This is a genomic window from Mycobacterium sp. 2YAF39, from assembly GCF_052114565.1.
In the GTDB taxonomy this organism is placed as follows: Bacteria; Actinomycetota; Actinomycetes; order Mycobacteriales; family Mycobacteriaceae; genus Mycobacterium.
The window spans coordinates 445,881-465,167 of record NZ_JBFREZ010000001.1 but is presented as its reverse complement, the minus strand read 5'-3'; the positions used below and the strand labels follow the sequence as shown (position 1 = coordinate 465,167).

At 66.1% G+C, this 19,287-nt stretch carries 21 protein-coding genes and 1 pseudogene; 12 read left to right on the top strand and 10 right to left on the bottom strand.

Features of this window, described 5'->3' with window-relative positions; all coding sequences use genetic code 11:
• Window positions 1–9: 9 nt before the first annotated feature.
• Window positions 10–93, bottom strand: a pseudogene (locus AB4Z42_RS02380) (GNAT family N-acetyltransferase); the annotation flags it as partial.
• 77 nt (window positions 94–170) lie between these two features.
• Here AB4Z42_RS02380 and AB4Z42_RS02375 point away from each other — a divergent pair.
• The 6 genes from AB4Z42_RS02375 to AB4Z42_RS02350 all read left to right on the top strand — a co-directional run bounded on the left by AB4Z42_RS02375 (window position 171) and on the right by AB4Z42_RS02350 (window position 3,594).
• Window positions 171–374, top strand: a complete 204-nt coding sequence (locus AB4Z42_RS02375; RefSeq protein ID WP_442008134.1) for a hypothetical protein — start codon at window positions 171–173, stop codon at window positions 372–374.
• Window positions 371–658, top strand: a complete 288-nt coding sequence (locus tag AB4Z42_RS02370) for a hypothetical protein (RefSeq protein ID WP_442007504.1) — start codon at window positions 371–373, stop codon at window positions 656–658. The genes AB4Z42_RS02375 and AB4Z42_RS02370 overlap by 4 nt, the downstream gene beginning before the upstream one ends.
• Before the next feature lie 109 nt (window positions 659–767).
• Window positions 768–959 carry a hypothetical protein gene (locus AB4Z42_RS02365; protein ID WP_442007503.1) on the top strand — a complete coding sequence of 64 codons (192 nt, stop codon included), beginning with the start codon at window positions 768–770 and terminating at the stop codon, window positions 957–959.
• 7 nt (window positions 960–966) lie between these two features.
• Window positions 967–2,175 (top strand): cupin domain-containing protein, encoded by a 1,209-nt coding sequence (locus AB4Z42_RS02360; RefSeq protein ID WP_442008096.1) that lies wholly within the window; start codon window positions 967–969, stop codon window positions 2,173–2,175.
• Entirely contained in the window at window positions 2,172–3,056 is an 885-nt protein-coding gene (locus AB4Z42_RS02355) for a sucrase ferredoxin (RefSeq protein ID WP_442007502.1), read from the top strand. The genes AB4Z42_RS02360 and AB4Z42_RS02355 overlap by 4 nt, the downstream gene beginning before the upstream one ends.
• A 13-nt stretch (window positions 3,057–3,069) precedes the next feature.
• Entirely contained in the window at window positions 3,070–3,594 is a 525-nt protein-coding gene (locus AB4Z42_RS02350; protein WP_442007501.1) for a hemerythrin domain-containing protein, read from the top strand.
• Between the two features lie 49 nt (window positions 3,595–3,643).
• Here AB4Z42_RS02350 and AB4Z42_RS02345 read toward each other — a convergent pair whose 3' ends face one another.
• Entirely contained in the window at window positions 3,644–4,117 is a 474-nt protein-coding gene (locus tag AB4Z42_RS02345) for an alpha/beta hydrolase (RefSeq protein ID WP_442007500.1), read from the bottom strand.
• Between the two features lie 413 nt (window positions 4,118–4,530).
• Here AB4Z42_RS02345 and AB4Z42_RS02340 point away from each other — a divergent pair, with 413 nt between their 5' ends.
• Window positions 4,531–5,505, top strand: coding sequence for an AraC family transcriptional regulator (locus AB4Z42_RS02340; protein ID WP_442008095.1), 975 nt, complete (start codon window positions 4,531–4,533; stop codon window positions 5,503–5,505).
• Between the two features lie 188 nt (window positions 5,506–5,693).
• Here AB4Z42_RS02340 and AB4Z42_RS02335 read toward each other — a convergent pair whose 3' ends face one another.
• From AB4Z42_RS02335 to AB4Z42_RS02310, 6 genes are read right to left on the bottom strand one after another with little or no spacing between them, the layout of a single operon-like run.
• Window positions 5,694–6,464, bottom strand: a complete 771-nt coding sequence (locus AB4Z42_RS02335) for a TauD/TfdA dioxygenase family protein (protein WP_442007499.1) — start codon at window positions 6,462–6,464, stop codon at window positions 5,694–5,696.
• Entirely contained in the window at window positions 6,461–7,477 is a 1,017-nt protein-coding gene (locus tag AB4Z42_RS02330) for a D-alanine--D-alanine ligase family protein (RefSeq protein WP_442007498.1), read from the bottom strand. Before AB4Z42_RS02330 ends, AB4Z42_RS02335 begins: the two co-directional genes overlap by 4 nt.
• Before the next feature lie 2 nt (window positions 7,478–7,479).
• A complete protein-coding gene (locus AB4Z42_RS02325) occupies window positions 7,480–8,811 on the bottom strand; it encodes an ATP-grasp domain-containing protein (protein ID WP_442007497.1) in 1,332 nt (443 codons plus the stop codon).
• Entirely contained in the window at window positions 8,808–9,632 is an 825-nt protein-coding gene (locus AB4Z42_RS02320; RefSeq protein WP_442007496.1) for an O-methyltransferase, read from the bottom strand. Before AB4Z42_RS02320 ends, AB4Z42_RS02325 begins: the two co-directional genes overlap by 4 nt.
• Window positions 9,625–10,842, bottom strand: a complete 1,218-nt coding sequence (locus AB4Z42_RS02315) for a sedoheptulose 7-phosphate cyclase (RefSeq protein WP_442008094.1) — start codon at window positions 10,840–10,842, stop codon at window positions 9,625–9,627. The genes AB4Z42_RS02320 and AB4Z42_RS02315 overlap by 8 nt, the downstream gene beginning before the upstream one ends.
• A 35-nt stretch (window positions 10,843–10,877) precedes the next feature.
• Entirely contained in the window at window positions 10,878–11,543 is a 666-nt protein-coding gene (locus tag AB4Z42_RS02310) for an HAD-IA family hydrolase (RefSeq protein ID WP_442007495.1), read from the bottom strand.
• Between the two features lie 205 nt (window positions 11,544–11,748).
• On the opposite strand from AB4Z42_RS02310, the gene AB4Z42_RS02305 reads away from it, so the two are divergent.
• Entirely contained in the window at window positions 11,749–12,336 is a 588-nt protein-coding gene (locus AB4Z42_RS02305; RefSeq protein WP_442007494.1) for a TetR/AcrR family transcriptional regulator, read from the top strand.
• A gap of 25 nt (window positions 12,337–12,361) precedes the next feature.
• On the opposite strand, the gene AB4Z42_RS02300 is transcribed toward AB4Z42_RS02305, so the two are convergent.
• Both AB4Z42_RS02300 and AB4Z42_RS02295 read right to left on the bottom strand, forming a co-directional pair.
• The gene (locus tag AB4Z42_RS02300) at window positions 12,362–13,570 is read right to left on the bottom strand and encodes an NAD(P)/FAD-dependent oxidoreductase (protein ID WP_442007493.1); all 1,209 of its coding nucleotides are present in this window, start codon (window positions 13,568–13,570) and stop codon (window positions 12,362–12,364) included.
• Between the two features lie 45 nt (window positions 13,571–13,615).
• Window positions 13,616–14,431 carry a formate/nitrite transporter family protein gene (locus tag AB4Z42_RS02295; protein ID WP_442007492.1) on the bottom strand — a complete coding sequence of 272 codons (816 nt, stop codon included), beginning with the start codon at window positions 14,429–14,431 and terminating at the stop codon, window positions 13,616–13,618.
• 431 nt (window positions 14,432–14,862) lie between these two features.
• Here AB4Z42_RS02295 and AB4Z42_RS02290 point away from each other — a divergent pair, with 431 nt between their 5' ends.
• The 4 genes from AB4Z42_RS02290 to AB4Z42_RS02275 all read left to right on the top strand — a co-directional run bounded on the left by AB4Z42_RS02290 (window position 14,863) and on the right by AB4Z42_RS02275 (window position 19,265).
• Window positions 14,863–15,309 carry an STAS domain-containing protein gene (locus AB4Z42_RS02290; RefSeq protein ID WP_442007491.1) on the top strand — a complete coding sequence of 149 codons (447 nt, stop codon included), beginning with the start codon at window positions 14,863–14,865 and terminating at the stop codon, window positions 15,307–15,309.
• Between the two features lie 127 nt (window positions 15,310–15,436).
• Window positions 15,437–17,035, top strand: coding sequence for an aldehyde dehydrogenase (NADP(+)) (locus tag AB4Z42_RS02285; RefSeq protein WP_442007490.1), 1,599 nt, complete (start codon window positions 15,437–15,439; stop codon window positions 17,033–17,035).
• A 32-nt stretch (window positions 17,036–17,067) separates the two neighbouring features.
• Complete coding sequence (locus tag AB4Z42_RS02280) at window positions 17,068–17,997, top strand: 5-dehydro-4-deoxyglucarate dehydratase (RefSeq protein WP_442007489.1); 930 nt, start codon at window positions 17,068–17,070, stop codon at window positions 17,995–17,997.
• Window positions 17,998–17,999: 2 nt separating this feature from the next.
• Window positions 18,000–19,265 carry a glucarate dehydratase family protein gene (locus tag AB4Z42_RS02275; RefSeq protein WP_442007488.1) on the top strand — a complete coding sequence of 422 codons (1,266 nt, stop codon included), beginning with the start codon at window positions 18,000–18,002 and terminating at the stop codon, window positions 19,263–19,265.
• Window positions 19,266–19,287 lie beyond the last annotated feature (22 nt).

Sequence of the window (19,287 nt, the reverse complement as noted above, 5' to 3'; positions counted from 1 at the left end):
GAAGATGACTCACCCGGTGGCGCCGGGTGCGCGAACGACCCTCGGGACCGCCGGGAAATAGGCCGCCATCTCGGCGCGCGCCTTGCGCAGGGCCGGTGGCGAGGTGAACGTTCGGATCTGGATTGATCTAGCTCGGCCGCGATCCGCCGGCGCGAGTCCTTGGTGAGGCGATGAAACGGCATCCCCAGCACCGCTTGAGCCCCCGTCGGCGTCGTGCCGAGCAGCGCCGCACGTTGCACCGTGCCGCCGAGCAGATCAACCGCGTCAACACCGGCCTGGGCACGGTGGAGTTCAACCGCGGCACCAGGCTCATACTGCGCGCCGCTCTTCCGCTGGTTTTCCACGGGTCCGTCGTGGGCATCCCGGCGGCATGAACAAGCTGACCCGGCTCCGGCGTGCAGAAAAACAGATCGTCAAGGCCCAGCGGCGCATCTGGCTCGCTCAAGCCTTGGCGTGGCCGACGGTGATCGCGGCCGGGGCGACGTCGGTGGGCGTACTGGTGTGGTTCCTCCGACGAGACGCGGCAGGTAATCGCCATGAGATGCCCGACCTGCCGGGCGCCCATGAGGACGGCACCGTCCACGTGGAGCCAGACGGACAGCTCACTAACACTTCTAACGCGAGCGACCCTCAGGATCCGCTCAACGCTCATCGCTGATTCGCCCGCCTGATATCGACCAAAAGATTGCCCCCGCTACGGCGTTTGGGCAGCGCTTGGCGGGTGAACACCCGAAGAGCATGATTGCAGCCCAAGAAAGGAAATCATCATGGCACTCGACGATGACGACATGACGACAGCAGGCGGCGGCGGAGAAGGTACGGCCGACGGCGGCTCCAACCCCGAAGGTCACGACGGCGGCGCCGACGGAACCGCGGACGACGATAAGAGCGGCGAGGGCACGGCCGACGGCGGCTCCAACCCCGAGGGTCACGACGGCGGTGCCGACGGAACCGCCTGAGGCCGGCATGCTGAGCCGGTGCGTAGCCACTGATACCGGTGCGTTCGCCACCGAATATTGGGGCCGCAAACCCCTGCTCAGTCGCAGCACCGCGCTACCCCGCGACTTCAGCGATCTCCTCTCACCAACTGCGGTTGACGAGCTCATCGCTGAGCGCGGGGTACGCGCGCCCTTCATCAGGATGGCCAAGACGGGCGACGTGCTGGCCCGCGGCTGCTACACCGGACCGGCCGGCTTCGGCGCCGAGATGCCCGACCAGGTCGACTCAGCCAAGGTGCTGACCGAATTCGCCGCCGGTGCGACGATCGTCCTTCAGGGGTTGCACCGGTTGTGGCCCCCGCTGATCGATTTCGTGCGCGGCCTCACCGACGACCTGGGTCACCCCGTGCAGGCCAACGCCTACATCACCCCGCCGGACGCTCAGGGATTCGAGCCCCATTACGACGTCCACGACGTGTTCGTCCTGCAAGCCGCCGGCCAGAAGCGTTGGACGGTGCACGAACCTGTGCACCCGCACCCGCTGGACTCCCAGCCGTGGACCGAGCACCGCGACGCCGTCACCGCACGCAGCCGCGAGACCCCGACCATCGACACCGTCCTCTCACCGGGCGACGCGCTGTATCTTCCGCGCGGGTGGGTGCACTCCGCTCGATCCGAGGACACCACGTCCATCCACCTGACCATCGGAGTCTCGGCGCTGACGTACCTCGACGTCGTCCGCGCGGTCGTCGACACGCTCGCCGCGGACGAAGAGTTCCGGAAATCACTGCCCATGGGCATCGATGCCACCGATCGCAGTGAAATGGCCTCGACGACAAGCAAAGTGATGGCTCAGCTGACCGACGTCCTACGCGATCACGCCGCCGACCTCAGCGACAGGGCAGCCACGAAGCTATCGGATCGTCACGCGCAAAAGACCCGCCCCGTCGCCGTACGGCCCTTGGCCACGCTGGACGCCATGGCCACCGTCGACACGTTGCGAGTTCGATGGCGCCACGGGCTGATCGGCACGCTGGAGCACCTCGGCGAACAGGTGTGCCTGCGGCTGCCGGATCGGACCATCACGTTTCCCGACTCGTGCGCCGCTGCTCTCGAAGCGCTGCAACACGGACTCGCCGCGGACGCAGAAACACTGCCGGATCTCGACCACGCCGACTCGACGGTCCTTATTCGCCGACTCTTGCGCGAGGCCGTCGTCGTTGAGGCACAAGGGTGAGCCCCGAACGCATACCGTGCAGCGACCAATCGCTGACACGCAACGACCCCATGTACGGCACGGCCGGTGCAGGACGGTCCTGGGCGATGCTCGAACTGTGCGGCGGCTGGGGCCAATCGGCGTTCCTCGACTCCCCCTCCCTCATCGAGCGCGAACTCGGACGAAGCATCTGCCGCCGCATCGAAACAGAAGGCCTGCGGGTCACCGCGATACGCCGGCCGGGACGCCGGGACGAGACGCCGCGCTGGCGATGGTTCATCGCGCATTGCGAGGAGGGCAGCGAGGCGCTCTACGGCGGAGAGGTCGACGACGCCCGCGGGTACCTGGACATCGCCTTGGACGGCTCGGACGGCCAGCGGGTCGACGGCCCGCTGGTCGCCGTCTGCGCGCATGGCAAGCACGACCAATGCTGCGCCGTGCGGGGACGGAGCGCGGCGTCGGCCATCGCGGCCGAATACCCCGAATTGACTTGGGAGTGTTCACACTTGGGCGGCGACCGGTTCGCCGCCACCATGCTGATCCTGCCCGAGGGCCTGCTCTACGGGCGCGTCGACTCGACCGACTCCGCCGAGCTGGTGGCCAAGTACCTCGACGGTCGGCTGGACCACAGATATCTGCGCGGACGCACGTCCCTCCCACACCCTGTGCAGGCCGCGCAGTACTTCGCGCGCGAGTCGCTGGGTGACGACCGCATCCACGCCCTGTCACCGCTGAAGGTCGAACACACCGAACACCAGATCCGCGTCGAGCTGTCCACGGACCCGGGTTCGGTGAACGTCGTTCTCGCGGAGAAGATGTCGGAGCCGCTGCTATCCATGTGCCGCGCCACGGTCGCGGGTGCGGTGCGCACGTTCGAATTAGTGTCACTCTCGTCGGACTGAGGAGACTGTTTGTATGGCGGACATCATCGAGCTGGTATACGCCGACCACGATTGGTTTCGTCGTCAATTCTTCCTGCTGGACGACGCGAAGTCCGACGCCGAGCTCGCCGCGATCTGGAATGCCCTCGGCGACCGCCTCGATGTCCACGCCGAAGCCGAGGAGGCCGTGTTCTACCCGGCACTGCTCAAGCACGGCGGCAGCGAGGACCGCGGCAATCCCGAGGGTGACCCGGAAGACGAGACCGAGGACGCGATCACCGACCACAACGCGATCCGCGACGCGATTCGTCGCTCTCGCCAACACAAACCGGGCACGAAGGAATGGTTCGACGCCGTTTTCGAGGCCCGTAAGCAGAACGGCGAACACCTCGACGAGGAAGAGCGCGAGGCGATGCCGGACTTCATCAAGAGCGCTTCCCTGGAGCTCCGGCACGAGTTGGCGATGCAGTGGCTGCAGTTCTATGCCGATCGCGAGACGACGGTCAACGTCGACAACCGCGACAAGGACGCCGACGACTACATCGCCAAGCACTCCTGAGGAACCTGGCCGTCGTCATTCACGGTGCTTGCGGCGACTCTCGTCGGGATCAGGTCGTTTCCACCGTGGCCAGCACGTGCGCGCGCAACCGCGCACCAAGCTCGGCCAGCGCGAAATCGGCGTCGGCCAACACACCCGCGTAGAGGTGGATGTCGTGCCACAGTCCGTCGAACTTCTGGTGCTCGACATCAGTTGCCCCGCTGACGATCGTCTCCACCAGCGCATCCTCGCCCGCGCTCTGCAACACAATCGGCGGCAGATCCTCGAAGTCCCCACACGCCGGAGACACTGACGATGTGATCACCGGGTGGATCAAACCCAATGCCGCCGGTCCTGGGATTCCCCTGTCCCGCAACGTCATCGCCAGGGCCAGCGCCAGCCCGCCACCCGCTGAATCACCCGCGATCACTGTCATGTGGGGGTTCATTCCGGCTGCCAACAACGCCGTGTAGACCTCGACCATCTCCTCGAGTGCCACTGCCTGCGGCGCCAACGAGTAGTCGGCAACACGGTCGCCATCCACGCCGCCTCGGCCAGCCTGCCCGCGACACCCCGGTAGCCGTACGCACTGCCCAGCCCGTACGCTCCGCCATGCAGATAGACCAGCGTCGCGTTGGCTCCCGGGCTCACCGTCCGTTCCACCGGCACCCCGCCGACGACCTCTCGCTGCCACTGAAGGCCTTCGAGCGGTCGCGTCAACGCGGTGACGGCGTCATACATCTTTCGATCAACGCGCACCGAGGTCCGATGCGAAGCTAACGGCGAGCGGCACCCCCTCAGTGCCGCTTGCACGATCTCGCGACGAATCCTCACCATGCGTCGCTTCATGCATTGAGAATGGCGGTCAGCAGATCCTCGGGTCTTGACCAAAGCCGACAATTTTTTACCATTTTCCGACAGGGGGCAACGGTGGGCAACCTCATCCGGGCCACGGCGATGTGGGGCTACCCCGGGCTCGTACGCGAGCTCGGGGCCGACCCGGCGGTGTTTCTGGACCGCTTCGGCATCCCTTCGGGCACCGAGCTAGAGGAGGACACGTTCATCCCTTTTGCGTCGCTCGTCCGGATACTCGAAGCCACCGCCGAGGAGCTGACTTGCCCCGACTTCGGGTTGCGCCTATCGGGCCGCCAAGGCCTGCACATCATCGGGCCCATCGCAGTGATCGTGCGCAGCGCGTCGACGGTGCTCAGCGGTATCGAAGCCGTCGAGCGCTTCCTCTACATTCATTCCCCCGCGCTCACGCTGGCCGCCCAGCCACGCGACGATGGCGGCGTGGAGTTCAGCTACGAAATCGTCGAGCTGGGAGTTCCTTCAATCCAGGCATACGAGCTGAGCATGGGCATCGCCGCGCAGATCGTCCGCATGCTCGGCGGGCCGTCAGCGCGTCTGGACGCCGTCTCATTTCCGCATCCCCAACAGGGCACCGACGCCGCCTACCGTGACGCACTGGGCTGCCCTGTGTACTTCGAACGGCCGCGGGCCGGCTTCGAGCTGTCGGCGGAGCTGGCCGCCCGTGGCAATGAGAACGCCGACCCGCAAACACAACGCATCGCCACCGAATACCTCGAGGCTACGTACCTTCCGACCACTGCCACGCTGTCCGATCGCGTCGCGGAGCTGGCACGCCGACTGCTACCCACCGGGCAATGCACTGCCGAAGCGATCGCCGACGAGCTCCACATGCATCCGCGAACGCTACAGCGGCGACTCGGCGACGAGGGTGCCCGCTGCCAAGACATCATCGACCGCGAACGCCGAGCACAGGCCGCACGCTACCTCGCCGAACCGGACCTTCATCTGTCACAGATCGCCGGTCTGCTCGGGTATGCCGAACAGAGCGCGTTGAACCGGTCGTGCCGACGCTGGTTCGGCAGGACACCGAGGCAGTATCGGTCGGGTGCCCTGGTGTAGGAGCTACCCGGCCGTAAAGTTTGAATTCGAAATGGTTTGATCGCCGGACAGCGAGGGCACAGACCCGTGGGGCCCAGCCGCCATCAGGGTAAGTCGTTGGTGGTAGACGTCCCAGCGAAGCCCCCGAAGCGCCCGACGTCCAGCAGAGTGGCGTCGTCCTATGAGCCTCGGGGGCTTCGTCTACTGGGTCAACCGACGTCCGCCACCATCCCGCGGTGCATGACCCGGTTGCCGACGACTCCGGCGTGATCCGCTCTGTGCATCACGCAGCGGTTGTCCCACATCACCACGTCGCCGGGTGCCCACGCGTGCCGCATGACGTTCTCGTCTCGCGTGCAGTGCGCAATCAGATGCTCGACCAGCGCCCGCCCATCCTCGGGCGTCAGGCCGCTGACCGTCGCACATCGCGCTGGGGAACTCAGATACAGGGCCCGACGTGCCGAGACCGGATGCTTACGCACGACGGGGTGCACCGCCGACGTCTCATCACCTTCACTCACCTCCACTCCTGTGACGACATGAGTGATTGAACGCAACGCGACGTCTTGGCGGACCTCTTTCGGCAGGCCCTCATACGCCCGATACTGGTTGGAAAACAACGTCTGCCCGCCACTTTCCGGTACGTCCACGGCGCGCAACGCCGTGTACGCCGGCGGAATTCGGACGTAGCTCGTGTCGACGTGAAACTCGGAGCGCGGCGGCGTCTCACGGCCGACGTTGCTCACGACGTTGAGGTCCGGGTGTCCGTCGACCGGCGTCTCCCCCGTCGTGAACATCAATTCTCCGAAGCCGCGAAGGAACCGTGCGAACGCCGTGTCATCGATGTTCTGTTCGCGGAATACCAGCACGCCGTGCTCGCCGAGCAAGCGCTGCAGCACGTCGACATGAGCCTGCCTGAGTGCGTCGACGCGCACACCGTCCACGACGGCACCGAGCGGATTCAGCGCGGTGACTTTCATGCGATGCTCATCTCGCGGTCCAGTTCGGCCACCGTGTCGGTGAACAACTGCTCGACCGAAATTCCCGCCGCCGCTGCCATCACCGCGATCACGCTCGTCGGCGCGAACGAGCAGTACAGCCCCGCCTCCAGGAACCACGGCTCGCCGTTCGGGTCGATCCGGAAGTCGAACAGGCTGTAGTGCCGGCACCCTAACGCCTCATGGGCGCGACGCGCGACCTCCCACACCCCCTCAGTGATCGGGTCGTCGGTGCCGACGATCCACGCGCGCTCGTCGTCCTTGGCCACGAGATAGAGCGAGCCGTCGTCGCGGCGCGCCAGCTTGTCCGCTTCCTGGCGAACGCTGTTGACGGCGTACTCCTCGAGGGGCAAGCCGATGAGCTCGCCGTCGCGAACGATGATGCCGCACCGCACTTCCCGACCCAACTCGACGTACGACTCGACGAGTGCTGTGTCGCCGTGCGCCAGCGCGGCGCGTACAGCTCCGGAGTAGTCCGATGCGGAACGGACCAGCGTCACCCCGACAGAGTTATCCGCGCCGACCGGCTTCACCACCACCGGCAACCGAAGGTCCACTGGCGTCTCGTCACGCACCACACGACCCTCCGGCACGCGAACACCGGCCGCAGCGACGACCGCGCGCGTCTTGGCTTTGTCCGCGGCCACCGCCATGACGGACGCGGGGTTGCCGACGAACGGGATGTCCAAGGCGTACAGCAGCGAGCGGTACGACGTCATACCGGGTGGGCAGAACATCTGCGGCACAGCGACGCTCACGTTTAGTTGCTCGAGATGCACGACAGCGTCGGCGGTCTTCAACAACGGAGCGTCGGCGAGCGCGGCCGGTGAGAGATCCGAGGGAAACTGCCACTTCCCGCCCGGCGACACGTACGCGACGCGGTTGTCGCACAGGTCCTGCAGGACAGCCAGACACCCTCCCGCATAAAGCGCCGACAGCTCGGCGTGAAAAGCGTCGACCGGCGAGCCGACGAGATGCAGAACAGAGCCGGCCATCGCTAGTCGCCGCCCGTCTCGACCAGCTTGCCGATGTTGAAGTCCATCCGTGTCCAGCTGTGCCGCCGCCGCAGGGTCTGCCAGAGCAGCGACGGCATCTGCACATGGTGAACGGCGAAGAACGGCAGCGGATCCCAACGAGTGAAGATGGCGTCGGTCCCGCGAAGGATCGTCCGCAGCCGTGCCCACCGATCAGGTTGCGTGAGCAGCCGCCACACTTCGTGGTACAGCCAGTACGTCGGCCGCGAGGACGTCGTCGGCGTGATCATCGGATGTGCGTCGCGCAGATAGGCGTCGGCCACGTCAGGATGGTCGTAGAACATCGTGATCGCCGAGTGCGTGCGCGGATTGCACTCGATGGCGTAAGCATGCCCGTCGTGAGCTTCGATGAAGTCGAACGACAGCTGACCGGTCACACCCAGCGCACCGACGAAGCGCTCGACCCACTCCAGGATCTCCGGCTTGTCGACGTGCTCGTAGTTGATCTGGAACGCCGACGACTCGCAGCAGGCGTACACCTGTAGTCGCCCGTCGCGCACCATGCCGTGCGTGCAGTACTCGCGGCCCTCGATGAACTCCTGCAGAATCCACGGGTCCCGCGCCGAGATATCAAGGCTGCGGGCGAAGTCACCGTTGCGCGACCGGGTCTCGGCGGACAGGCGGGTGAGGACCATCCGCCCTACCGGGTTGTACGCGATGCGCTTGAGGATGTAGTCGCGGCCCGGCGGGAAGTCGAACTCGTCGATCTGCGACGGGTCAGTGATCCGGTGTGAGTCCGGCACGCGCAGGCCGAACGATCGCGCGATGCTCGAGAACTCGACCTTGTCGTCGACCAGTCGCACCGCGGTCCTATCACCGTGCACGACCTCACACACCTCGTTCAGCAGCGCCCGCGCCTCGGCGTCCGGCACGCTCGCCGCCGGACTGCACACCGGCACGTAGACATCGACCTTCTCCCGGCGGGCGATGTCGAGCAGCGCCTTGGCGTACCCGGGAGACGTGCACTCGGGCACCACATAGAACCGGTCGACGGCGCGGGAGAACCGGTGACCGGTCAGGCGGTACTTCTTCGATTCGACCAGCACCACCCGATGACCCGCGGTGTAGAACGACCTCGCCAGCTGCAACGCCTTCGTCATCTTGCCGCCGCTGATGAGCACCGTCCGCGGCACATCGGGAACACTGCGCGACAACGGTTTCCGCACCAGCAGCGCCAAGCCGACCAGTGCCAAGTTCACCGGCGCCACGAGGCTCAACACCAGGAGCGCCAAGACCGTCCGGCCGGTGCTCGGACGCGCCACCACCGGTGTCGGAGCAACGACAGTCGCGGTCACGTCACCCTCCGGATGAGCGTCAAACCATCGCGCAGGGGCAGCATCACCTGCTCGATCCGCGGATCGGCGGCCACCGCCTCGTTGAACGACGCGATCGCCTGCCCGTTCGCGGTCACTCCGACACCGGTGTACGGCTGGCCCTGCAACAGCGTGTTGTCAACGGCGATCACTGCCCCCGGCGCCAGCAGCGCGCAATCGAGCAGCATGTCCAGATAGGCCAGATATCCCGCCTTGTCCGCGTCGATGAACACAAAGTCGAACGGCTCACTCGTGCCATCCAAGCGACGCAGCGTGTCCATCGCAGGACCGACTTCAATAATGATGCGATCACCGACCGGCGAGTCGTCAAAGCATCCGCGCGCGAACGCCGCAACGTCGGCATCGACTTCACACGCCACGACCACACCGTCTTCGGGCACGGCTTCGGCGATCGCCAGTGCCGAATACCCGGTGAACATGCCGATCTCCAGCACGTACCGGGCACCGGTCATCCGGACCAGGAAGTTCAGCAGTTGCCCTTCGACATGGCCGGACAACATCTCCTGCTCCAACGTTCCCGCCGACCGGCTCACCCAATCGGTCGCACTGGTCCGCCGTGCCAACTGGGCCAGCGCCGGCGACGCGGGCGTCGTACACCGCTCCAGATAGCCGTCCAGACCGTCGGCGAGATCCCGCACTCGCGCCAACCGTTCGAGCACCCGCGGCGGCGCCCCACCCGACGCGTCCAATTCTGCGTAGACATCGGACAATTCGGCGGCCAGGATGGTCGTCGGCGTGACCGGACGCGCGGGCACGGTGAGCGACTCGTCGAGATCAGACACGGGCGACGGCCACGTCGATCGGCGCCCACATGTCGACGCCGTCCCCGCCGCGGTCGAACTCCAGGCACAGCTTCTTGTGCAACGTCATCGTGTCGACGAGTTCCTCGACGGTGACGTCGTTGAGGAACGTGCACTGTCCGATCGGGTCTGGCACCGCGGCGCGCAGCTTGCCGTCGCGGGTCTTGAGGATCGCGGCGGTGGCCGTGCTGAGCAGTTCGGGCGTGAGGTGCTCGCTGTCGAGCGCCAACCCCAGAGAGCTCATGACATCGAGGACCCGGTCGCGGTCGGTGGCCGATAAGAGCCCTCGCTGCTCGGCCAGGGTGACCGACAACGCCATGTCGATGTTGATGGCATGCCCGTGGAAGAACGGCGTCGGCGGCGCGAGTTCCAATGTGGGACTCCACGTGTGGCCGAACGCGATGACCCGGTCGAGGTCGATCTCGTGCAGGTTGGGTGACTCGAGTTCGAGCATCGCGGCGATCGCCTCATACGTCAGCCGGTGCCCGACACTGCGCAGCTCGGCGGACCCGTCGAGATGGCCGAAACGGGTCCGCAGCAGATCCGGACCATACGTCTCCAACAGAGTGAAGATGCCCTCGTGGCCGACCACGGCGATCTTGATCAGCTCGGCCATGCCGTTGCGCACCTGGTCGGTGGGCAGCGTCGCGAGGAACGAGAAGTCAAGGAACACCTTCTGTGACGCGTGGTAGGCGCCGAGCCGGTTCTTGTTCTTGCCGTGGTTGACCGCGACCTTGATCGACACACTCGCATCGATGAGTCCGATCAGCGTGGTGGGGATCCGGATGTAGGGCGTGTTGCGGCGATAGCTAGCACACGCGAAACCCGCGACGTCGGTGGTGAGTCCGCCGCCGACGACGAGCACCGGTTCGGTGCGCACCAGGCCGTAGGCGTCGAACTCGGTGACGATCCGCTCGAAGGTGTCCAGCGACTTCGCCGTCTCGCGGATCTGCACCGGCACCACCGTGAGCGCGATCCCGTGACAGTCGAAATAGGTGTGGATGCGCTCGCGGTAGAGCTCGTAGACCGTCTCGTCGACGACCATCAACGCGCGTCCGTAAGGGCGGTAGCAGTCGGCCAGCGCGTACTGGGCGGGGTGGAAGATTCCGTCGACGTATTCGAGGTCGTATTCGATCTTCTCGTAACCTTCGACGTGAAAGCCGTTGTCGTCGCCGGTGACTCGAGCCTGCATGTTGCTCACGATGTTCTCCTCAGGTCTCTGGGTGGTCAGGCGGTGACCAGCTCGGACAGGCGGTCGAGGTCGATGGCGTCGACCGTCTCGGTGGCGTCGCTGAAGTCGCCGCCCGCGGTGTTCTGGTTCGGGAACGCGACACAGGCGATGCCGGCCGCCACCGCGGCCTTGAGTCCACCTTCGTTGTCCTCGATGGCGACTGCGTCCGCCGCGTCGACCCCGAGCTCGCTCAGCGCGAAGAGATACGCCGAGGGCGAGGGCTTGGGCTCCTCGACGGCCGACTTGTCGACGACGATGTCGAAGTCGCTGGTGTCGATCTCACCCTGCAAGGCGTTGAGTAACGCGGCGATGTTCTCGCTCGAGGTGGTCGTGACGAGGCCGATCTTGTGCCCGCGCTCTCGGGCCCGCTTGATCGTCTCGGTGACACCTGGGCGCGCCGTCACCTGCTGCGTGCCGAGCAGCTCCTGGAAGATCGACGACTTGACGGCGTGGACCTCCGCGGCGTCGACGTCATCACCACATGAGGCGGCGTGGTCGGCGATGCGTTGCGCGCCGCCGTTGGACCGGAGCATCTCCCGGTAGTCGTCGCGCGACCACTCCCAGTCGAGGCCGTGCGCGGCGAACGCCTCGTTGAAGGCGCGGCGTTGCAGCTCAGAGGTGTCGGCGAGCGTGCTGATGGATCCGAACAGGATTGCGGACATGGGAACGGCCTTTCGTTTGACTCAGCGCGATTGACTTCCAACGGCACGAGCCATGTGCTCCAGACCCGCGCCTCAAGGCGCTGAATCCCCGGTCCACTATTGGCCTAAACGTCCAGTTTTGATTAATTCTTCCAATATTGGACACTCCGTCCATTAGATAACTTCTAGGCCAGTGTCAAGGGCCAACTCGTGAAAGGGCATCATCGTGACTCCTGCCGAGCGCGTCGCCTCAGGCGACGCCGCGCAGGACGCGCGGGTATCCCGCACCAGGGCCGACATCTCACGCGTCGCGCTGAAAGTGCTGACGGACGAGGGCGCGGATGCCTTGACGCACGGTCACGTCGCCGAGCGCGCCGGCTACTCGAAGACGACCCTGTACACGCACTGGCCGTCGCGGGTCGATCTCATCCTGCTGGCGCTCGACGCGATCGGCGACATGCCCCATCAGGAGCCGACGGGTGACCTGCGCGCTGACCTCGTCGGCGAGCTACGCGTTTTCCGCGGGGTGGTACTCGATTACCGACTGGATCAGATCCTCGCGGTCATGGCGCAATGGGCGTCGGTCGACGAGATGGCGCGCGTCCGCGACCAGATCAACACCGACGGTCAGAAGCCGATCCGGGGCATGCTCGCCGAGATCTTCAGCGGCTCGGATTTGGAAGCGGCGATCTCCATGCTCGCGGGTGTGGTCGCGTGTCCGACGATGATGTTCGGTTCGGTGCCCGACGACGACGTCATCGACGCGGCCGTCGACCTGGTGTTGCGGAGTTCGAAGGGTAAGCGGTCGCGCTGAGCCCTCAGCAGGCGGCAAACCGTCGTCAGAGTCGCCCTTTGAGGATGAAATTCCAGTACATCTGCGGCAATCCGTAGCGGTCGAACGCCCAGGCCGTCCGGCGCGGCTTCAGCGGATCGAGAAACGACGGCAACGAACTACTCAGCGATCCCGTCCGGTCGAACTCGCCGAACATCAGCCGGTGCGCGTCGGTCGCAATGGGCGCCACCGTGTACCCGTCGTACTCCTGGAGCCGCCCACCGCTGCGCGCCGCCAGCAGGTTGTCGACCAGGATCGCCGATTGACGTCGAATCGCTCCGCCCGACGGGTCCGTGCCGATGTTCGCCGCGTCGCCCAACGCCCACACATTGCCGTGGACCCGGTGCCTGAACGTCTTCGAGTCGACGTCGACGACTCCGTGCGCGTCACCGTCGGCCAAACCCGACGCCTCGATCCATCGCGGCCCGCGAAACGGCGGGACAAGATGCAACAGGTCATATGGCAGCTTCTCCTCGACGCCGCCCGCTACACGGACCGCCAGCTTCCGCTCCGCGGGATGCACTGCGGTCACGGTGGCGTTGTTCAGCACCCGCACGCCGATCTCGTCGAGATACCGTCGCAGCCGGTCGTCGATCTCCGCGACGCCCAGCAGGTCCGGCCGATCGACGATCAGCGTGATCTCGATGTCATCGAGTCGCCCCATGCGCCGCCAGTACGCCGCCGCGAGGAACAGCGGCTTGAGCGTGGTACCCGTGCAACTCACCGGCGGCCGCGGCACCGTGAACACCGCATGCCCCGCCGCCATCAACTCCACGAGCTGCCATGTCTTCTCGGCGTGGTCGAGGTAGTTGCTCGCCACTGCATCGGTGTCGAGCACGGTGAACACGTCGGCCAACTCATCCTCGTCGGGCACGAGTCCCGGCGCGAGGACCAGATCGGTGTACCTATAGACGCGACCGCTCCTGCACCGCACCGTCTGCGTCTCGGCAGCCGCGCCGACGGCAGAGTCCTGCAGCCACGTACACCCATCCGGAGTCACTGACGCCTGGGTGCGCTCTGCGCTGCTCCGTGACGCCTGACCACCTCCGACATACGACAACAGCGGCCGATACGTGTGCACCGCAAGCGGTTCCACGACTCCGACACTGACTACCCCGCGCCGCAGCAGACGAGCCGCCACGCTCAGTCCCGCGTTGCCGCCACCGACGACCAGGACGTCGAAAGTGTCCTCGCTGTACTCCGGTGTGGCGTCCATAGCTGAGCACTACCCGGTTCGACGCCCGCCAATCAGCCTGTGACTTCACGATTCCGCGTCACCGCGTTCCTCCTTCAGCCGATCCTTCGACCGGATGAGGCGCAGCAGGGTCACCAGAACAAGGCCGCCCACAATATTCGCGGCAACGGTATAGCCGAACCACGCCAGCCAGTCGAGGTACCCGAACGGTGCGTCACCGGACTGCAAGGCTCCGAAGATCAACAGCGAGTCGAGAATCGAGTGAAACATCTGCAGGCCGGCGAGGAGGAACGCCCCCGCGACCGCCGCCGCGATCTTCCCGGGCACCGAGTCGGTGCCGTGCTGCATACGGGTCATCAGGGTGATGGCCATCCCGCCGAGCACTCCCAGCGCCACGGTCTCCGGCGACAGCGGAGCCTCGACGAAATGCCGGGCCGATTCGATCGTCTGCTCACGCAACTTCGGGAACGCCGTCATGACGAGCCACATGATGAGCCAGCCGCCCACCAGGTTCGCCGCCAGCGTCCCGCTCCACAGCTTCAACAGCTGACCGATGCTCGCTCGTTTGGCCACCACGGTCGTGACGGGCACCAGGAAGCCTTCGGTGAAGAGTTCGCTGCGACCGAGCAGCAACGCGAGGAAGCCGATGGAGAACGCCAGACCGGCGAGCAATGGGTTGTGCGTGACATTGAGGACGGACAGGTAGGCAAGCACTCCCATCGACACCTCGGTGCCGCCGAAAAAGCCGGTGGTGAGAATTTCGCGCCACGGGCGATGCAGGCGTTGCGTGCCTTCGCCGATCATCCGCTGGAACGCGTCTTCAAGTTCGTCCTCGAGTGGGCTCTCGGTGTCGCCGAGGTCGCGCTGATCGGTCTCGCTCATATCGTCCTCACCTCGCTGCAGACAGGAACACCTACTTACCCAGCGGTGAGCTCCCCTACGCACAGCCAGCCGCTTCGCGATGCGCGCACACCTCGAAGTTTCAGCAAACGGCCACGTCATGACCCAACCCAAGGGGAGCAGGGGATTGGCTGACGGAGCTCGCATCAACCGCAACGAATTCCGTTGAGTGTAGGTGCGCTAACTGACGCGCACGTCACATCGACGTTAGCTGTGCTGACCAAAACCGGTGCAAGAGGGCATTTCTGGGAGTTTCCCAAAGCTGCAGACATGCTGCGGAATCCGTACTATCCTTAAGCCTGGTTGAGCTCCCAGCCCGCCAGCAGCGCCTCGAAGGCGACGCGGCGTCCCTGGACCTCACCAGGCACGCACTCCGGCGACACCTATATATACGACATCTTTGGAGTTGTGCGATGACCGCGGTTCTGCCCGTACGTATCGGTCGTAGAGATCCTGCGTCAGTGGACGAGCACCGGCAGTGCGGCAGAGCGACGTTCGCCGTGCGACGGCTGTCGTCGTCGCGAATCGCCGTCGCGGTCGTGGGCGAACTTGATGCCCGCAATGGACGTGAACTCGGCCGATTCGTCGAACAGCACACTGGAATCTCGCGCCAACTCGTGCTCGATTTGCGCGCCGTTGACTTCGCCGGCACTCAGACCTTCACCGCGCTGTATTACATCAGCGTGCATTGCGCGCGCAGCGACGTCGATTGGATCATCGTCGGCAGCCACCCGGTACGACGCCTTCTCTCGATCTGCGATCCGGACGGCGAGCTTCCGCTCGTCGACGAACTGACCTCGGGACTCGAGCAGCTCACACGCTCAGCGCGCTGCCACCAGGCCGCTCGCGCTGCGGTCTAGCGTCCACTCCTCAGCGCTTCATTAATCCATATCCTGCATTAGTCATGCCTAAAACAGTCTTGGACAGGCATCGATCGGGCTCCTAACGTAAGTGGCAGACCAGAGACCCTCGACGGCCTAGGAAGTCATGACTGCCACCATTCCCGAGACCACCGGCCTCACCGGACAGATGCTCATCGCCGGCGAACCCGTCCGCGGATCCGGCAAGCCCATCAACGCCTTCGATCCGGCGGCCGGAGAGACCCTCGAGCCCGCCTATCAGTACGGCGACTCTTCTAACGTCGACGCCGCCTGTTCCGCCGCCGCACAAGCCTTCCCCGTCTACCGCGCCACCACCTCCGAGGAACGTGCCCAATTCCTCGAAGCCATCGCCGACCGCATCGAGGCGGTCAAAGAGGCGATCATCGCCCGCGCCACCGCCGAGTCCGGTCTGCCCACCGCCCGCATCACCGGCGAGGTCGGTCGCACCACCGGCCAGCTCCGCCTCTTCGCCTCCGTCCTTCGCGAAGGCTCCTGGAACGGCGCCCGCATCGATCCCGCCCAGCCCGACCGCCAGCCCGCGCCCCGGCCCGACATCCGCCAGCGCACAGTCCCCCTCGGCCCCGTCGCCGTCTTCGGCGCGTCCAACTTCCCGCTGGCCTTCTCGGTCGCCGGGGGTGACACGGCCTCTGCGCTCGCCGCGGGTTGCCCCGTCATCGTCAAAGGCCACGACGCCCACCCCGGCACCTCCGAACTCGTCGGCCGCGCCATCACCGAGGCCGTCGCCGAATCCGGTCTGCCGAAGGGCACCTTCTCCCTGCTCTTCGGATCCGGCCCCGACCTCGGCATCGCCCTCGTCACCGATCCGCGCATCAAGGCTGTCGGTTTCACCGGATCCCGTTCCGGCGGAACAGCTCTCGTCAAGGCTGCCGCAGCCCGCCCCGAACCCATCCCGGTCTACGCCGAGATGAGCTCCATCAACCCGGTCTTCCTCCTCGACGGCGCCCTCACCACCCGCGGCGCCGATCTCGGCAAGGCGTTTGTCGGCTCACTCACGATGGGCTCGGGCCAGTTCTGCACCAACCCCGGCCTCGTCATCGCCGTCGACAGCCCCGGCCTCGACGACTTCATCGCCTCCGCCCGTGACGCGCTCAGCCAGTCGCCGGCCACTCCGATGCTCACGCCGAACATCGCCGACAGCTACGCCGACGGCGTCACCGCGCTGAGCAAGGAAGCCGATCTCCTCGGCCGCGGCGAGGCCAGTGACAACCAATCCTCTTGCCGCGCCGCCCTGTTCGCGACCGACGCGTCCAGCCTCTTCAAGTCCGAGGGCCTGCAGGCCGAGGTGTTCGGATCGTCCAGTCTCATCGTCCGCTGCAAGGACGCCGCCGAGATGCAGACCGTCGCCGAGAACATCGAAGGCCAGCTCACCGCGACGGTCCACGCCGACGAGTCCGATTACGGCGACGCCGCCAACCTGCTGCCGATCCTCGAACTCAAGGCCGGCCGCATCCTGTTCGACGGCTGGCCCACCGGCGTCGAGGTCGGCCACGCCATGGTCCACGGCGGCCCCTACCCCGCCACCTCCGACTCGCGCAGCACTTCGGTCGGATCGCTCGCCATCGACCGCTTCCTGCGGCCCGTCGCCTACCAGGACGTGCCGAAGTCGTTGCTTCCCAGCGCGATCGCCGACGGCAACCCCGACCACCTGTGGCGCCGCATCGACGGCCAGCTCACTGCCGACTGACCCACCACCACTCACCAAGGAGCCCCTCCGCGATGCACCCCAATTTCGACGGCGTTCTGTTCTTCCCCGTCACACCCTTCACCGAGACCGGTACGGTCGACCTCGAGCTGCTGGCTCAGCACATCGCCAAGGGCGTCGACGCCGGACCCGGTGGTGTCTTCATCGCCTGCGGCACAGGCGAATTCCATGCCCTCGAGCCGCAGGAGTTCGGCGACGTCGTCCGCGTCGCGGCCGAAACCGTCGCCGGGCGCGTTCCCGTCTACGCCGGGGCCGGCGGCTCCGTCGCCCAGGCCAAGCTCTTCGCGCAGTCCGCCAAGGCCAACGGCGCCGACGGCTTGCTCCTGCTTCCCCCGTACCTCGTCGAGGTGCCCGCCGCCGGACTGATCGCCTACACCCGCGAGGTGGCCACGGCCACCGACCTGCCGGTGATCGTCTACAACCGCAACAACGCGCGCTACAACGAAGCCTCGGCCATCGAGGTCGCCAAGATCCCCAACGTCATCGGATTCAAGGATGGCACAGGCGATCTCGACCAGGTCGCCCGCATCGTCCGCGCCGTCACCAACGCCGTCGGCAAGGACTTCCTGTTCTTCAACGGCCTGCCCACCGCCGAGACCACGCAGCAGGCCTACCGCGCCATCGGCGTACCGCTGTACTCGTCGGCCACCTTCGCCTTCGCCCCCGACCTCGCGCTCGCCTTCTACAACGCACTCGAGTCTGGCAACGACGAACTGGTGAACGCACTTTCGGCGGCCTTCTTCCACCCACTCGTGCGCCTGCGCGACACCGTGCCCGGCTACGCCGTCTCGCTGGTGAAGGCCGGCGTTGCGATGGAGGGCATTCCTGCGGGGCCGGTCCGCCCGCCGCTGATCATGCCGACCTCAGCCGACCTCACCGAGCTGCAGTCGATCATCGCTGCCGGACGCGCCGTCCTGTCCGACGCGCTCGCCCAGGCCCGCTAGCCATGGCGCCGAGCCGGATTCGCATCACCGGCGCCCGCATCACCCCGGTCGCGTTCGTCGACCCGCCACTGCTCAACACCGTCGGTGTGCACCAGCCTTTTGCGCTGCGCGCCATCATCCAGCTCGACACCAACGCCGGACTGGTCGGCCTCGGCGAGACGTACGCCGACTCGACGCACCTGATCCGGCTCGAAACCGCCGCCGATGCGATCACCGGGCTGGACGTGTTCTCGCTCAACACGATCCGCGCCGCGATCGCCGATAGGCTGCGCGGCGACACCCGGGCCATCGGCACCGCAGGCATGATCACCACCGCCAGCGCCGTCGACCAGGTCTTCTCACCGTTCGAGGTCGCGTGCCTCGACATCCAGGGCCACGCCACCGGACGCCCGGTCTCCGACCTGCTCGGCGGCAAGGTCCGCGACACCGTGCCGTTCAGCGCCTACCTGTTCTACAAGTGGGCCGGGCATCCCGGCCAGGATGCCGACGCGTTCGGCGAGGCGCTGGGCCCCGACGGCCTCGTCAAGCAGGCCAAGCGCATCATTGATGAATACGGCTTCACCGCAATCAAACTCAAGGGCGGCGTCTTCGCTCCCGAGGAGGAGATGGCGGCGATCGAGGCGCTGCACCGGGCGTTCCCCAACCATCCGCTGCGACTCGATCCCAACGCCGCGTGGACACCGGAGACGTCGCTCAAGGTGGCCGCCGGCCTGCAGGACATCCTCGAATACCTCGAAGACCCGACTCCGGGCCTCGATGGGATGGCCGAGGTCGCGCACCAGGCACCGATGCCGCTGGCGACCAACATGTGCGTCGTCGCGTTCGATCAGCTCAAGTCCGCCGTCGCCAAACGCTCGGTGCGCGTGGTCCTTTCCGACCATCACTACTGGGGCGGATTGCAACGTTCGCGACTGCTCGCGGGGATCTGCGACACGTTCGACCTCGGGCTGTCCATGCACTCCAACTCGCATCTGGGGATCAGCCTGGCCGCGATGGTGCATCTCGCAGGCGCCACCCCGAACCTCACCTACGCCTGCGACACGCATTGGCCGTGGAAGACCGAGGAGATCGTGAAGCCGGGCGCCCTCAACTTCAAGGGCGGCGCCGTCACCGTGCCGACGACGCCGGGCCTGGGCATCGAGATCGACGACGACTCACTGGCCGCGTTGCACGAGCAGTACGTCAAATGCGGAATCCGCGACCGCGACGACACCGGCTATATGACGTCCATCGATCCCGGCTACGAGTTCGTCAGCCCGCGCTGGTAAGGGGACGTCGGGTAACCCACCG